11 protein-coding genes are annotated in these 15,796 nt (G+C 56.3%); 7 read left to right on the plus strand and 4 right to left on the minus strand.

Features of this window, described 5'->3' with window-relative positions:
- Positions 1-40: 40 nt before the first annotated feature.
- From B2A78_RS20070 to B2A78_RS20085, 4 genes are all read right to left on the minus strand, one after another.
- Positions 41-2,413: a sensor histidine kinase gene (locus tag B2A78_RS20070; RefSeq protein ID WP_077731828.1), complete on the minus strand. Its 2,373-nt coding sequence runs from the start codon at positions 2,411-2,413 to the stop codon at positions 41-43.
- Between the two features lie 128 nt (positions 2,414-2,541).
- The gene (locus B2A78_RS20075; protein ID WP_077731829.1) at positions 2,542-7,881 is read right to left on the minus strand and encodes an FtsK/SpoIIIE domain-containing protein; all 5,340 of its coding nucleotides are present in this window, start codon (positions 7,879-7,881) and stop codon (positions 2,542-2,544) included.
- The gene (locus B2A78_RS20080) at positions 7,878-9,407 is read right to left on the minus strand and encodes a hypothetical protein (RefSeq protein ID WP_077731830.1); all 1,530 of its coding nucleotides are present in this window, start codon (positions 9,405-9,407) and stop codon (positions 7,878-7,880) included. The genes B2A78_RS20075 and B2A78_RS20080 overlap by 4 nt, the downstream gene beginning before the upstream one ends.
- Complete coding sequence (locus B2A78_RS20085; RefSeq protein WP_077731831.1) at positions 9,404-11,239, minus strand: hypothetical protein; 1,836 nt, start codon at positions 11,237-11,239, stop codon at positions 9,404-9,406. The genes B2A78_RS20080 and B2A78_RS20085 overlap by 4 nt, the downstream gene beginning before the upstream one ends.
- A 580-nt stretch (positions 11,240-11,819) precedes the next feature.
- On the opposite strand from B2A78_RS20085, the gene B2A78_RS20090 reads away from it, so the two are divergent.
- From B2A78_RS20090 to B2A78_RS26935, 7 genes are all read left to right on the plus strand, one after another.
- A complete protein-coding gene (locus B2A78_RS20090; RefSeq protein ID WP_077731832.1) occupies positions 11,820-12,119 on the plus strand; it encodes a hypothetical protein in 300 nt (99 codons plus the stop codon).
- Between the two features lie 152 nt (positions 12,120-12,271).
- Positions 12,272-12,520: a hypothetical protein gene (locus tag B2A78_RS20095; RefSeq protein WP_077731833.1), complete on the plus strand. Its 249-nt coding sequence runs from the start codon at positions 12,272-12,274 to the stop codon at positions 12,518-12,520.
- A complete protein-coding gene (locus B2A78_RS20100; RefSeq protein ID WP_077731834.1) occupies positions 12,517-13,077 on the plus strand; it encodes a hypothetical protein in 561 nt (186 codons plus the stop codon). Before B2A78_RS20095 ends, B2A78_RS20100 begins: the two co-directional genes overlap by 4 nt.
- Positions 13,078-13,157: 80 nt before the next feature.
- Positions 13,158-13,676 carry a hypothetical protein gene (locus B2A78_RS20105; RefSeq protein ID WP_077731835.1) on the plus strand — a complete coding sequence of 173 codons (519 nt, stop codon included), beginning with the start codon at positions 13,158-13,160 and terminating at the stop codon, positions 13,674-13,676.
- A 154-nt stretch (positions 13,677-13,830) separates the two neighbouring features.
- Positions 13,831-14,898: a toprim domain-containing protein gene (locus B2A78_RS20110; protein ID WP_205780845.1), complete on the plus strand. Its 1,068-nt coding sequence runs from the start codon at positions 13,831-13,833 to the stop codon at positions 14,896-14,898.
- Positions 14,899-14,912: 14 nt separating this feature from the next.
- A complete protein-coding gene (locus tag B2A78_RS20115; protein WP_077731836.1) occupies positions 14,913-15,209 on the plus strand; it encodes a hypothetical protein in 297 nt (98 codons plus the stop codon).
- 230 nt (positions 15,210-15,439) lie between these two features.
- Positions 15,440-15,571: a hypothetical protein gene (locus B2A78_RS26935; protein WP_276205410.1), complete on the plus strand. Its 132-nt coding sequence runs from the start codon at positions 15,440-15,442 to the stop codon at positions 15,569-15,571.
- The last annotated feature ends 225 nt before the right edge of the window (positions 15,572-15,796 follow it).

A 15,796-nucleotide genomic window follows, 5' to 3' on the forward strand; every position in this document is an offset into this window, starting at 1 on the left:
TTTCGGATTCCACGTTCCTCAAGAAGGTTTCTTAACACCGTCATGATACAAGGACCTCATCCGGTAACTCCAAGACAAACCGGTGAAGCCTGTCAGTTTCCCCACTGACATGTTCATCAAGGATAAGCGTGCCGCCGTGATATTCGGCGCAATCACGCGCAATAAAGAGTCCTAAGCCTCGTCTTTTCGATTTCTCCTTCAAAGAGAAAAAGGCGCGGAAGACTTTCTCTCTGTTTTCTTTGGCTATTCCTCGGCCATTGTCTTCATAAGTGATCGTCAACGGGCTCGTGTCGATAGTGATGTCGATTCGTGGCTTAAAATCTGGTTCGTGTTGGCTGCGGAGGTCCAGCCAATAAAGCGAGTTGGAGATTAAGTTTTCCAGAATCTGGACAATCATGCCTTTGACGGCGCGTACACGGACTACTCGGTCCGGCTTCGTAACTTTCAATCTCACATGATGCCTTGCGAATTGAATCTCATGTCCGCTCAAGATGTCGTCAATCAAAGTACCTAAATTAAAAATTTCTTTGCGCTGCCGTCCCGATACGCTCAACGGGTCCAGAACCCGAATGCGCTTGCCTACTGATTTCATTTCAGACCGCAGGGACTCCAGCAGCCCGGCAATTTGCTCTGGTACGTCTTTGCCGCGTAAAGCCTCAAGAGCGGCTAGAGCATTTTCTGTTGACCGAGCGAGTTCGTGGGCGACAACTTCGACGAGCAGCCCTACTCCTGCCATTTGGACCATTTGACGATTTTCGCTCTCTATTTCCTCAATGCGCCGCTGCGCATTATCAAAGAATTCCTTGATCTCTAAGAATGTATGTTGCAGTTCCTCCACTGTTTCCGATGACTGCGGGGCCATTTTCTTGATCTGCCGGAGCGCTTCCTTTGCTCTTTTTTCGAGCTTCGTCACGTCCGTTTTGGCCTCGGTCATGTCGAGAGGCTGATCCTTATAACGACGCTGAACGTCTCTCAGAAAGTCCCTCAGTTGGGATTGAATGGCAAGTTGGAGGAGGCTAACAAAAGTTTGCTGTTCGGGGCAGACACGCAACCCCTCACGGTTTGTCTGGTCAATGAGCAGGGGATTTCCAAGACGTGATATCGTGACGCGACCGACAAACTGCGCTTTATTCAAAAGGTATCCTGTACTCCCCAATGCTCGCCGATCTAGGGCTAGCCAATCATCGTCATCCTCGCCATAAGGCAATACGCGAAACCCATCTCGAAATAGAAGGACTCCAGACCAGCGCCTTTGGAGTTTACGTACTACGTTTTGGTCACCAATACTGTCGATTCGACCAAGGCGTTGCCGGTTATACCAATACGCTTCGAATTCAAATGGGCCTAAATCACTGAGAGCAGAAATTGGAATTTCTCCGGAAGTACCGGTGATCGATCCTTCGAGATCAGGGAAGGAGAGTTCACGTTTCTCGACCTCACGGGGATGCTCGAAACCAAGGTTTAGCGCTTCAAAGGTGCATTTCAAGACCGGCCCGGTTTGCTTGTATTTGAGCCTCCCCTTTACGGATGCGTGTGCATGACTCAGCAAGTGTCGATCCATATGTGCAATGGGAACACGGTTGCCATTCCAGAAAATAGCAATGCGAGGTCTACGTTTGGCGTCTTCGAATGGGTCTGTCAGTCGCGCGAAATCATGTTCGCCTAGATACTTGACGCGGTCATGAGTCCAGTCAGAGCTTAGTGAACTGATAATCAAGCGTGTGCCGCTCCAACCTCTTTCCGGTTTTGCCTCACCGATCTCCGGAACAACGTTAATTTCATCAAGCATAGCGTCAAGATCGTTGAAAGCAGTCCAGTCAATGTTAAGTAGGTTGAAGTGTTTGTCTTCTGTTTTCGCTGTTTTAACTGCGAGCCTATCTCCCAATCTCATAGCCGAAAGACGACCTATGCCCTTTTCTCCAAGGTAAGGGGCTCGGGTTTCGCCTGAGTCACGCTTGGCGAGCGCGGCATCTATCGCTCGCTTTCTGGACGCTGTCCCGATAACAAGGTAATTTGCTATCAGGTCTTGCCGCGACATACCACTACCTTCGTCAGATACTATGATCCGATTCTCAGCAGCATACGCATTATCGAGTGCCTCCAGGAGCGATTCCGAGCTTCTTGCTCCTTGTATGGCTTCGCGAAAACGGTTCAAAGAGTCAGGCGGCGCGGAGGGATCAAGTGCGTTTTCAATATCTGAGTTAAGTTGGTTAATATCTACAGAGGCTTGTAGTACACGATCGCGTAATTTCAGATAGTGATTGCGTCTGAGCGTTATTTCAAACCGGATTTCAGCTCCGCTCGGAGATTCGGCGTCGAATGCATTTTTGATAAGCTCATAGAATGCAATGACATCCGAGCTAATTAGCTCCGCACCTAATTCCAGAACCGCCCGGGCGCAAATCTTGAACAAGCCGTTAATCTCCGTTGTTATATAGGCAACCTACTACCAGCATGAAGAACACAGGTTGTACCAGTTTCTACATCCTTGAAATTTCGCCTGCAATCAAAATTAGTACTCAATCATTCGTGCGCAGTAAATTACACATTCTCTTGCTTATATTTATGTTCGTTCCATGCCTGCGCAATCAGTCCAGCGAGTTCGGCAATCTCGTCCTCATTGGCAAACGGGACTTGGGCATGGATCACTTTGCCTTCCCCTGAGAGTTTTGCCGCCAAGTGACCGCGGCCCAGAAGGCGCTCGGCTCCAGCCTCGTCCAAGACAAGCTCGGAGTTGCGCTTATCGGCGACCTTCAAGACCAGCCGGTTCGACAAATTGGCACGCAACTGCATGGGAAGCGCGTCCTTATCCGGTCTTTGTGTCACGAGAATAAGGTTAATACCGGCAGCACGTGCTTTGACGCCAAGCCGCGTGACGTTGGTTTCGACCGCATCGCGGTACTCGTCAATCAACATCCAGTCAGCAAGCTCATCGTGAAACAGCCAAATCCTCGGCAAGCGCTCATGCGGAGCGACTTTCCTGTTGTAATGCGAAAGCTTGGTTACCCCGGCCTCTGCCAGGAGCCGGTTACGGCGCTCCATCTCGGCGACGAGATTGCCGAACACTTCGACGGCTTCGTCCTGGTGGGTGACAAGGTCGCCATCGAGATGCAGCATTCTTCGCAGCCATGGGAAGTCGATCCCGGCTTTGGGATCAATCATGCGAATGCGTGCGTTGTGCGGTGAATTGGTCGCGCAGATATCGAGCAGCAGGCACTGGACCAAAACCCCTTTGCCGCTTCCTGTCTCACCGGCAATCAAGGTGTGCGGCCCATGAGGTTGATAGCCGGCAAATCCATCATCCACATTGAGATAGAGCAGTTCGCCGTCCGACTCTCGGGCACCTAGGAGTAGACTGGAATTGCTCTCTGGTGCGGTTTCGGGCAGTTCGCGCTGCCGCCACAGGTCCCTCAGTTGCAGTATGGCGCGCTCTGGCCGCCGAACCATGACAATGATCTCTCCGGGCGCACCGAGGATGTTGATCACGTCAATTGCATGAGAGGTCAGCAGTTCTTGCCGGCGACGTTCAATCTTCGGTGTGGTCAGATCGTCCGTTCCGCGGAAACGCACGAGGGCCGCATTCGGTGTCAGCCGTGAACCCATCAGCTCAGCCGTCATGTCATAGCTTCGAAGTGCACGCTGAAGCTTTTTAACCGTTGTATTCAGCCATTCCAGGGCAGTTGCATCTTCTTCCCCAACAGCCTTCCCGGCATCGACCCACTTCACAAGAGCGGTCGAAGGCCATTGCCTGTTTTCCGTTGTGTCCTGATTGACCGACGGCTCAGTTGATTTTCCGCTGTGCTCCACCTTCGGCTGTTCGACTGGGGCTACAATCTCTTCAATTTCCGGTGCGCAAGGATCTTCCGAAATCTTTGTCCGGTGAGCATCATCCGGCGGGATAGCAGCCGAGTCGTCCGTTCGTTCTTCCTGTGGACGGGAGTTCAAGGCTCGGCTCCAGCTTTCCGCTGCTCGCCTGGACAGTTCAGGCTGGATAGTCGCAGCGGCAGCGAAACGCCTCAACTCCGCAGCGACACGGGGCTTGTCGAAGATTTCCTGCATGCAATGATCCATGCCCGCAAGAGGGGTCGGGCCGCCAGCATCGACAGACGATTCGTCGCTGTGCACGAACACATGGGAAAGCCCGACAATCTCGATGGGGACCTTGTCCTGCCGCACATTATCGGACCATTTATGGAGGTTCCAACCGCCGGATCGCGCACTGTCGAAAGGCTCCATACCCTCGATCATGAAATCTCCAAGCCGATGCAGCCAGGTTTCCCGGTCAATCCGCCTGTGATTCGGATCCAGGGCGCGGCTGATCCGCGAAACCGTATCTAGGAGTTGGCGCGCCGACTTCTTGGCATGCACCCGGTAACCTTCCGAGGCGACGAACTTCGCTTCCGCGATCGCAATCCTGAGGACAGGCTTTTTGTCTTCGAAGCGCGGCGCGATCGCCATGATGTCGGCAATCTGCTCTTCATGCTGACCGAACCAACTCGCGAAGTCGTCGAGAAAGTACCAGCCGATCGGCTGCGATGGATCGCCTTCCAGGCCCGCCTGAAGGCGCTGCATGGAGAGCACAATGCCCAACAACTCATTCGCGAAATGTCCGTAGCGCGCTGCGCGCATGACTACCTGCCCGGAGAGGGCATTCGCACGCTCGATCAGCCTGTCGATGACTTCCTCTCCGTGTGTCGCCAAAAGAGTCGGATCAATCCGGTCAAGCCGTTCACGCAGCAGCGCGTGAAGCAGTCGCGGCTTCGAGGTCGTCGAGACAACGATGTGCCGGTCCACGTTCCGGTCGTGGATATGGCGGATAACATGCACGCCGTTGTTGTTTAACAGCCTGCGGTCCACAAGCTCGTCAAAATTGACGACCCATTCGCCGATCCGGTGTGTCTGCCGGAAAATATCGGCCACGTCGCCATCCTGGAAGCTGATCTCCCGGGCGGGGATGACATTTCCCGGACGGGCATTGCCGCCTTCAAGGAAGGTATGGACGGCATTGAGATAGGCTTGACCTGCTGTCGGCTGAACAGGGGATGCCAAATAGACCGCCGATGTCCTGTCTGCCGGACCGACCGGCCGGCGGCGGGACCATCGCGGCGGGACGTGCTCGCCCAGACCAGGATGTCGGTCACCGGGCGCATCCTTCCACCTGACATCGGCATTCCGGGCGATCACGTCTTGCAGAAGCACCAAGTCAGAAGTGCGTGCCGTCTCATCATCCGGGATAGCGGACGCATCGAGGAACCCGACCCGCAGGCGCGAGAGAAAGTTGCGGGCGGCATCGCTGGCCATGACCGAGCCCGCCTCCTCGCTGACGGCTACATTCTGCTGTTCATAGATCCGCCGCATCCGCATGGGGTGGGAATGGGTTAGCAGCAGGTCGCACTGAAGCTCGCTTTCTTGCTCGACCTTGCTGGAAAGCTCGGAAGCAATGGCGCTCGGTAACGCCTTTGATTCCGCGTTGAACAACACAACGGAAAAATTCGTCCTCTCATGGGGCAGGAGCTTCAAGTACTGCTCGCCCACAGCGCTAAAAGCGCGCGCAGCCACCCCAGGCTCGATATCAAGGGCGTCATCACCATTTTGCATGAGCCGTCGTTGTGGCGGTTCTGCGAGCGTATAGTCGAAGAGTGTTTCGGCGGCGGAAAGCAATATCGGCTGATCGTCCTCAAACCCGATGCAGATCTCGGGATAGTAATTGGCCTTGAATTCCTGCCGCTTCTGGCTAAACAAAAGGTCGGCCCGGAAGATGTCGTCTTCATCGGCTTTCAGCACTGTCTCAATCAGCCGCGCCGCCTGCTGGGCCTTGATTTGGATCTCGGCCAGCCTTAGCGGATGCCAGGGGGTAATGATCGCCGCCGATGCTCCGCCGCCCACATTGGCCACCCCAATACGCAACAGCTCGCGCCACAGCTTCTGACGCGCCAAGTCGTTGTCGGCGTCTTTCTTCAAGACGTCAAGCAGCCTCCCATAAGACTCCGCTTGCGACGTGAAGGCTGGCGAAGAAATTCCTGTACCTTCGTCGCCAACCCAGTCCCGGATGGCTTTGGTATAGTCCGTAGCAAAAGCGGCAAACGCATCGGCGATGTGTTGGCATTGTTCTTCGTCCAAGGCTGCGTTCTTGAGTTTGTCGAGCTCCGCAAGAAAAGCCTCTCCACGGTCGCCGGACGGCCGGTTGGGCGCAACCAAAGCGCCATCATTGCCGTTCTCGACATCCCGCATGGTGTTGACATCATCGAGCGCAATACGCTGAATCTGGCCCTTGGCGCTCACGGACTGGCGCGCGATATCTGCTGTGGGCAGAAGCGCCCGGTTCCCATTGGCATTCGCGATACGCAACAGGTCGTTGACCATTGCGCTGGCAAGGGCGTCAGGCGGCATTTCCCAAAGGAACATGAGTTTCGACTTGGCGCCATCTGGGTCGAACTCGACTTCGAACTTGAGCTGCCTCGCCTCCCTAGCTCCTGAAGTGGACTTCTTCAACTCGCTATCAGGCTCAGGAAAGTAGAAGTCATAGAGTCGTCCGAAGTCGAACTGAACATCCTGATGAAACAGTCTGGCAAGACTGCGATAACGGAAAGCGAAGTAGCGCGCGACATGGACGTTTTTCCCGCGCCAGAAGCTTTTTTCCCGGCCATTGAGGATGCGGACCACGAGTCGCCGGCCTTTCAGGTCGGCATCATCGGTGCGTTCGCGCAGACGGTGCAGCGTGTCAATCAACCCGACCAGGAAATCATCATAGGGCTGCGGGTTGCGGTAGATATAGCGTTCCCACTGGCTGTAAAGCTTCTTATCACGTGCTAACTGCTCTCGGCGAATTTCAAAGAACTCCTCCCAAGGCTCTGAGGGAGTCTTGGGCAGTGCCCCCGTCAGCAGGTCCCGATCGTCATCATTGAGTTGGTCGTCAAACTCTTCCTCGAAAAACTGAATGGTCCTAGGACCGAGAGGCAGCGCTTTTGCGCGTTCCGCCCCATCAAACAGTTCTGTGATAGACCTCCAGTCAAGTTCGGCCAAGCCGGACTGCGCGGGCGACCAGGTATCCGGGGTGAGGTCCGCCTCCAAAAACGCCTCGATGACGGGTATCTGTTCATCGGGCAGCCGATCTCGTATCTCCGCAAAATTCTTCCGCAACTGATCGGTGATTGACTCTCCGCGATCGTTCTCTCTTACGAGCAAGGGACGCGTGCGCGTATGAAGCCGGCGGAAGATCTTGATCCACTCCGACCGGTTGCCGCGGGCATGTTCGGGGATGCGATCAAAATAACCGGCGTTCCTCGGTAACCTGAGCGCCGGTAATGCATAGTCCGCCGCCTTTGGAACCGGCAGGCCCAAGGAGACAATGGCATCCGCAATCAAAAGAACAAAATCGGCAAAACTCTCGATCGTGCGCGCGGAATGGGAGTCATTGGCGGCTTCGAAGCACGCAAAGAGGTGCTCGCGTCGTTTTTCATCAATATGCTGCAATGTGAGACCCGCACGCGTGGCCCAGAACGTGTGCAGGTCACGTAGCCCGTCGGTTTCAATGCGGGTAATCTTTTCTACGCTCTTGTCATTGCGCTGCAAGTCCTCGTGGGAGGCAGCGAAGAGAACGCCGCGTTTTCCCTGTTCGAGTCGACAATGACGCCAATGGGTGATGGACTCATCGCTGATCGCTTCGTGTGGAAGCATTCCGTATTTCGCAAACGTCGAGGGGATGCGGACATTTATGACGCGGCTCACTTCCCGGTCGACCAGCGCCGTTTTGGCGATCTCGAGGATGAGATCGGAATCCAGCCCAACCATGCAAAAGCGCAGCGTTCCTTCTGCCTCGCTTTCAAGCTGTTGCCGGATCAGGTCAACTGCGACCTGAGCGATAAGTTCATTCCGCGTCATGACCTTTTCCTGAATGGATTTACGACATATGCGCAGTCGTCTGACAACCGTCGCAGCAAGCCCAATGTTCTTAGGCGCTGCTCCAGGCGCTGGGTGTTCTGCGTGAACGCCTTTTCGTCGGTCGGCAAATTACCATAAGCGTCCTCAGCCTCTTTCACGCCGATCACCAAACGATAACGCTCATAAATCCTGTTTAGGAAGCGGTGGTACTCTTCACGTCCATCCACGGTGGTCATGACCAGCGCTTTCAGAAGCGCATCGTCGGGCGCGTACCAAGTGCCGGTTCCGCGCCGTGAAACCGACAAACCGATATGCCGACTCCATTCTGTATGAACCTTGGCGACGTGCTCGCTGTGACGCTTTTCAGCGTAACTGCGCAGGGCCAGGAAGATCGTCTCCGGATCTCCGCCCGGAACCCCATCTTCAGGTTTCCAGGAAAACTTCGTGCGAAGAAAGTCCTGCACGGCGTCAGCCGGTGCGCGGGCTTCCAGCGCTATACGCCAGCGTTCATCTTCTTTGGCGCGGTCAATATAGGCATGGATCGCGCGCTGTGACAGTTTGCGGTTGCCGCCAAGATTGTCCGCAGAGAGTTCGAGAATGGGGGTTTTGCGCGGCGCGGCGATTTCCAGGACGAAGGTGGGCTCCGCACTGTCCCGAACCTCTTCGTGGGAGCGTCGCACCATATAAAGCAGCATATGGAGCGCCGATATCCGCATTAACGGATCAAGCAGCGTCGCCCCTGGCAGGTTGAGATCTAGGAGCGTGTGCCAGTCGTCCGCAAGGGCCTGGTACTCCGATCGTTTGGCAAATGGCAGGTATCCTATGGAAGTAATCAGGACCGAATCCGGATCAATGCGATAGTCATCTGGTAACAATGCTCGTACTACGCGATCCCAGCGGTCGCCTTCACGGAGCAGCCGGCCTGCGATTTTCTGTGCCAAAGCAGGACCGTCGTGACTGCGCGAAAGCATGAGGTACAGAAGCTCGCCGCCTCGCGCAAAGAAGCGCCGGTCCGGGCTGCCCGAGATCTTGCCCGGTAGATCGGCATAGATACAATTAGGGCCATACGGAAAAAGAAAACGCGAGGTCCAACGACGTTGCCGGTGGGCTTCCACGGCGGTGTTCTGGAAGAACTCTATGATGCGCGCGAGGCGGGAGAAGCTGCGGAGACGGTCTTTGAGATACGAAAAATTGTACTCACCGCCGATCTCGTTCAGCCAGGCATTCCAACAGTCTCCGTCGCTTTTTCCCACGGATTCAATATGCTGGATATGCGGATTGTTGAAGACCAGCTGCCTTAACGGCGTCATACGCGGGATGTGATAGCGGATGCATTCGTGTTCCCCGTTCTTCCGAGGTTCGTTCAGCGCATTTCCGTCGAGGTGGCGCGAACGAAACACCGCCAGGAACTCCAATAACACCAGCCACGGCGTCTGATCGTTGTGAAACCGGTGTCCCCAAATTGCCTCATCCGCCCATAAATTGACGGCTTCTTTGTGATTCGGAGGAGCTGTAATGGGAGTCATCGCGCAGCTACCCGGATACGAATGTCATCGACCAGGGGGCGGCCGTTTGCATCAACCGTAATGGCACGGAGTGCGACTTCCCGTTCATCAACTTCACAGCCGATCAAGGCGTCCAGGCGGTCAATCAGCCGCAGCTTGAAGTCCAGGAAGTCTTCATAACATTGGCGCGAGAAGCTTGCCGGAAGACTACCACCGGCAACCCGCATCAAATATTCAAAATGCGTCAGTTGGAGATCGACCTGATCAATGACCTGCCGGTCCTTCGCCTGCGTCGGGTCAATCACAAACAGCCGGGGCGTAAGGCCGTCTTCAGCTAATCCGAAACTGATATAGATGTCGCGCCGGTGGACGGCGGTGCGCAACTCATGGTTCAGGACAGAGGCTATCCGGCCGCGACCGTCTCCGCCTGACGACGCCAGGTAGACTTGTGTTCCATCGTCAATCATCATGCCGCAGAACGTGCGGTTCAGCCCGCGCACCAACTGCTCGGTCAGCCGCGTGATGTCTTTACCGCTCTTGATCTTCTCCGCCAGCTCCAGGAGTTGCCCGGCGGAGCGGTACACGCTCAACCGCCAGGGATCGAGCTTGGGGTCAGCGGTGAGGGAAAAGAACAAGCGGCGGCGCTGCCGTTCCAAGGCCGCCATGAACTCGTGGGTCGATTCACGTGCCCCTTCCAGATAATCCCGCAGGTACATCCGATAGGCTGGACTTCCATAAAACGGGTCGTTATCGACCAGTTTCTCATAGCGCTCTTTCTCGCTATAGCGACCGTAGATCAGGAGGCTGTCGAAAGCATTGTCAGTTTCTCGGCCGACGCCGAAACTGTCCAGCGTCGTGAACGCCTGATACTTCTGACGGTCCTTCTCGGGCAGGTTGGCGCCGAAGACGTTTGCATAGGGATTGGTTGAGGCGTAGTCGGATTGCTTTGCGCGGTTCTTGGCTGTGCGGCACGTTAGCAACGGCTGTCCCGCCTTCTGATCGCCGAGGATGATATTGACCGCCAGCAGCAACAGATCGCGGATCGGCAGATGCATCCGGTTCGCCCCTGCCAGACGGAGAAGGGCACCGAGCCGCTGGCGAAACGGCGAGTTGGCGCTTCCGCGCAGAAGTTCGCGATTGAGTCGGATCGGACAGGTCGTGGAACCGTCGATATTGAGGAGTTCGCACCCTGCGCATCCTCGCCATTGCGGATGTTCCACCACCTGCTCGACAAGCGCATCAAAGTGCGTGGAGGCGTCCATGCGACTGAGATTGTACAAACGCAGCTGCAAACGCGGATCATGACTGCGGTCTTCCACCAGCATCCCTTCAAGGGCCTTGAAATCGGCAAACGCCTTGCCTCCATTCGGTTCGGCCCAGTCACGCCAACTGGCAACAAGTTGACCGTCATTTGCGGCGACGAGATAGACCGTGTCTTCATGTGTGCCGGCAACAGCTGAGGCTAGCTCGGGAATCAGGTCTGCCTTCTCCTCGGCTTTGAGTTCGCTTAGGTCTTTGACGATGATCAAGTGCTTTCTGGAATGCGGGAGAATCAGCGTCGCGATCTTCTTTCCAGATTGCCATTGGTCATGGTCGCCGCCGAAATACTCCCACACGCGGCGGCAATGGTAGGTTTTTCCGTCACCGGCCGTACCGGTAAGGATCACATTGGTGGGATCTGCGCTCTCGAAATTCTCAATGAGGTCTCCGAGCCGGGCCGGTTCGATTTGGATCGGCGGGACAATCTGGTGACGGTTGATCTCTATCTGGATCAACTCGTCATACATGTTGTCGCTGGCCGGGATGGGGCCATAATGCCGCAAAAATGAAACAAAACCATTGGTGTGGGACATTGAGTTTGCTTTATCTCCCCCATGACAGACGCGCGAAAATTGGCGGTCGTAGAATGCAGAGCGGCTGGAAATCCTGACACAACCGCAACGTCTACTTACCGAACGTTTAATTATAGGCATTTGCTGAGTCGCTTCCGACACCTCTCCCGGTCGGTGACTTTATCTCGGGAAACTTTGTGTGCTGAGCCGGCTGAAAGGGTTGCCGTCCAGGTAGCACTTTCCCACTAGCCATTCGCACAAGGCGCTCGGAAAACTTTGGCCTGGTGGATGCTGGACCCACTCAGCGTTACCATGAACGGACGCCATGCGGGAGACCAGCGCTGAGCAGGCTTACCGGTGCGAGGCTTGAAAAGGTTTGTTGTAATGTGATCTTTTCTGACACCGCCACATGGAAAATGCGGTATAAACGCCGAAAGTGTGTTCCGTTCCGACGGAGCCCTGATGAGGTAGCTGGCCTTCGAAAATAAACAGCCACTCAGCCTGGTTGCGACCTCGAATACAGGCCGTACCCACCCACAAACCCTACCGGGGAGATTCCCCGTACAGGGGCAATCCCTCCGACTTCGCTTAGGAGGGAATTATGATCCTCAAGTTCGGCCGACCGCTCTCTTGGGCGGCGCCATCCGATTGTCCGGCTCAGCTCGGCCTTACTAGGGATTTCGAGCTCAAGCCGGGTTTAGCCTGGTCCGATACGGACGTTCAGACCCTTCGCTTCGGGCTTCTCGTCGACGCCATCAAGTCGCTGAGAAATCCTCGCGTGGGTGCGAACACCCGCTCGATCCTTCTCGACTGGATCGCCAGTGACGAGACGACACCCTTCCATTCAGGGTGTGCTGTCTCACCGAAGGACTCGATCCTGATGCTCTGCGCGTTCTTTTGAATTTCCGATTCAAAAGGGGCAGACAGGCTGCGTAGCCATTCACCGAATCTGTCCAGGAAGAGCATCCTTGGGCAGGCACATTTCATCTCGACCGCGAGGAGCACATCCCCGGTGGGGAGGCCTCCTCCCGGAAAATCCGATAGGAGACCTGAATGAACCCTAAAGTTTTGATCATTGTCACGGGCGGCGTCGCCTTCGCCTATGCCGATCGTGGCGTCGACGTGGTGATCGCCGACTTCGATGATCTGAACGCGACCGATCCGGCCGTCATCACTCCGATCCATTCCAGCTTCCAGCCTTTGATGGAACTGGCCGGCATTGCTGGTGACTGGCCTCTGAGCGAACACGACGCAGTGCTCGATGAAGCACGACATCCCGAGGTTGTAAGGGGAATCGTATGAGCGCGAGGTATGGATGTTCGACAGAGATTCATCTACCAGCCATTACGTCGGCGATAGCGGCTTCTGTCAAGGGTCTGAAGAAGATTCTCAAGTGGATCAACGACGCTCAGATCAATGATGAATCCGCCAGCGATGGCACGGCCTGGCTGAACGTCCAGTGCCCGGAGCAGAACTGCGGACATTCGTTCGTCAAGGATCTGGACGAGGCTATCGACGACCTCGCACAGTACGCGCCCGATGGTTTTGCTGTCGAGTATGTGTACGAGGGCGACCTGGGCGTTGATTTCTATGGCTCAACGCCAGAGACAAAAGCCATTGCCAAACGAAACTGGAATTTCGGCAAAGCGGCCCACTATCTGGAGGAAGAAGGCATTCATCTCGAATCCCTGCTGAAAATTCCAGTCGCTGCTCAAGCGATTGTCGAGGACATCAAGCTGGCCTATGGAACGGGTGTCGGGAACGAGATCGACAAAGAATGCCGCGATTGGCCTGACTGGGTAGTCCGCTATCGCAGTTTGGCCGAGTTGCTCCAGAACGTGACCGCTACTAACCACTAAGGTCTTCACCACCACCCGCCCGGGGACTTGTTTCCCCCTGGGGGAACGAAGTTCTCCGGTATTCTCGCAGGAGGGCTTTCATGCATGCGTTGCACATCATTTTGCTCCAATCGGACCGGGACTTGGAGCCGGACGAGGTCTTCACCCTAGCTAGCGATGCCATCGAATCCTTTCAAGACGAGGTTTTCGACTGGCACGCTGAGGGGCCTGGACGATGGACGCAGGAATATCCCGCCCCGATATCGTTCAGGAAATCCCCGGACGGGTTTATGTCCGAGTTGCGGGCTATCGTCGAGCGGATGAAGGCTGAAAGGCAGGGCGCGCTCGAATATCTGGCGCGACAGCTGGGACTCGAAGACGACTGTACGTCTGAGACGATCGGTCGTGCGCTCTTCGGCAACGTCGAATCGTTGGGCGAGCACGCCCTCTGGTCCGCCATCCGCTATTTGCAGCTGATGCGAGGGGACTACACCCCGGACAGCGGCTTCTACGATGCGATCCAAGGCTCCGCATCGATACCCGTTCCGGAACAAGTCGCCAACGAGCCGCTTGGCGAAACGGAGGACTTGTATCTGGTCCCGATGGATCTGCATTACTGAAACGACTCCCACCGGGGGATGGCATTCCCCGCTGGGGGTCTTTGTCTCCTCCGGGTGGATTGACCCCAATCCGCTCCGTCCACCGGGGTTTCCCGAAGCGCCCGATGGACGTTCCGGGAGCCTCGATGGCGGGGCTTTTTACTGGAGGTGAGACATGAAAAAAATGAACACACTCGATTCGACACCCATTCGCTGGGCCGCCAGAGGTCGCTGGATTTCCATTCTCGGAGCCTTGTGCCCGGAACTGGAAATTCACTTGGCCAAGCCCGGCCGTCATGGCGCTTGCCCTGTCCACGGCGGACAGGACGGATTTCGCTTGTTCCGAGACGTAGAGGTTTCGGGCGGTGGGATCTGCAATTCGTGCGGCGCGAGGCCGGACGGATTTGCATTGCTGATGTGGCTGCGGGGCTGGGATTTTCCGACGGCGCTGGCGGCCGTAGCTCGGACGCTGGACGGCGTGTCGATGACGGCGAACTTACCGGCCAGGCCTCGTGCTCTGGGCGCCGGTGCACATCGACCGCCCCTGTCCGATGATCGGATCAGAAAGCTGCTCCGGGACACCTGGAAGGCTGCATCGCCCTGGAATGCACCGGAATCCTCCTTGCTGAGAGCCTATCTCCGCAATCGAGGCCTGACACCGGAAGCCTTCGGGGGCCCGCTGCCGCTTCGCTTCCATCCATCCCTATCCTATAGGGAAGAGGGAAAATGCCTCGGGCGATGGACGGCGATGCTGGCTCTGATGTCCGGCGCGGACGGCCGGCCGGCGGCGATCCATCGCACGTTTCTGACCCTGGACGGGCAGAAAGCGCCGGTGCCGTCGCCGAAAAAGCTCCTGCCGCACGCATCCGATCGACCACTGGTCGGCGGCGCGGTGAGGCTGGGTTGGACGGGTTCGTGCGTGGGGATTGCCGAAGGCATTGAAACCGCGCTGGCGGTTCGGCAGGCTACCGGCATGACGGTTTGGGCGGCATTGAGCTGCACCTTTCTGGAAAGGTTTCAGCCGCCCTGCGGCACCGAGCATATCGTTATCTGGAGCGACCGGGATAGGAATGGCGCCGGGCAGCGTGCTGCGGAGTCCCTGAAGCTCCGACTGGAATCGTCCGGCATCAGGGTGTTGCTCTTGCTGCCGCCCGAATCTGGCATGGATTGGCTGGATATACTGAACCGGTGGGGTGTCGATGGGTTTCCGATTCTTCGCGATCCATTGGCTCTGGCAGCCTGAGCGGGAGTGTCGTCATGGGCATCATTGATATTCTCACGGTCGACACGACTCCCGGACGGTATCCGGACAATCCATTCTCGCCGCCGGCGGGCTGGGACGGCGATGGCGAAGCATTCGTGCAGCTCCTGCGCGAACGCTTCCAGCGCGACCCTTGGCTGCGGCAATGGCTGGGCATCCTGGCATTCCGCAAACGACGAGGTGACAGTTACACCATCATCGGTCCCTGGAAACAGGACATGGAGGCGATCATCGCCTCCGTCATCTCGCGACTGGCGGTATTAGAGACCATGGAGGAGGATGCCAATGGGTGACACGATATTGGCGCGCTATCTCTGCAAGCCTCCCATGTATGTCCCTCCACTGAATCTTTGGAACATCAACCAGTTTCATTGGGGGTGGCGGAAAGCATCTCGATGTCCGTATTGCTTGGCGTTTGCGGTCGAAGATCACGAATGCAAGGCGTGCGGAATAAGAATGCAGGAGAACTGAAGACGAGAAGCCCGTGGATCATTCGCCTCCACGGGCTTTTTAACGGAACACCATGCCCCTGCCCGGCAGCCAGTTCTTCCCCAAAGAGGACACCCGTTACGGCGACTTGCTGGTGGTGGATCGCTCCCGGGAGCCCACGAATAGCGTGATCGTCATCGCCGTGGTCAAGGGCGAGCGAAGGTGATGTGGCTTGAGCTCGAACGGGGCCTAGTGGCCTAGTCATGAGGAGGTACGTGTCCGGGGACGAGGCGAGGAAGCCCAGGGGTATTTACCCTGTACGAGCGTGAAACTCAACGTGAAAACAGATAGGCAAAGGGTGTCACACGCTGTCACTTCGTGGCACGGTTTCACGCGGGGCAGGCAGTGAAACATTTATTGATTCAATGGCTTACAATCAGAGAAGTGGATT

The organism is Methylocaldum sp. 14B (assembly GCF_002005105.1).
Taxonomy (GTDB): Bacteria; Pseudomonadota; Gammaproteobacteria; order Methylococcales; family Methylococcaceae; genus Methylocaldum.

Coding starts and splice junctions, on each gene's coding strand:
- B2A78_RS20090 (WP_077731832.1), top strand. CDS start 11,820: ATGATCCTCAAGTTCGGCCGACCGCTCTCTTGGGCGGCGCCATCCGAT.
- B2A78_RS20095 (WP_077731833.1), top strand. CDS start 12,272: ATGAACCCTAAAGTTTTGATCATTGTCACGGGCGGCGTCGCCTTCGCC.
- B2A78_RS20085 (WP_077731831.1), bottom strand. CDS start 11,239: ATGTCCCACACCAATGGTTTTGTTTCATTTTTGCGGCATTATGGCCCC.
- B2A78_RS26935 (WP_276205410.1), top strand. CDS start 15,440: ATGCCCCTGCCCGGCAGCCAGTTCTTCCCCAAAGAGGACACCCGTTAC.
- B2A78_RS20075 (WP_077731829.1), bottom strand. CDS start 7,881: ATGACGCGGAATGAACTTATCGCTCAGGTCGCAGTTGACCTGATCCGG.
- B2A78_RS20100 (WP_077731834.1), top strand. CDS start 12,517: ATGAGCGCGAGGTATGGATGTTCGACAGAGATTCATCTACCAGCCATT.
- B2A78_RS20115 (WP_077731836.1), top strand. CDS start 14,913: ATGGGCATCATTGATATTCTCACGGTCGACACGACTCCCGGACGGTAT.
- B2A78_RS20080 (WP_077731830.1), bottom strand. CDS start 9,407: ATGACTCCCATTACAGCTCCTCCGAATCACAAAGAAGCCGTCAATTTA.
- B2A78_RS20110 (WP_205780845.1), top strand. CDS start 13,831: ATGAAAAAAATGAACACACTCGATTCGACACCCATTCGCTGGGCCGCC.
- B2A78_RS20105 (WP_077731835.1), top strand. CDS start 13,158: ATGCATGCGTTGCACATCATTTTGCTCCAATCGGACCGGGACTTGGAG.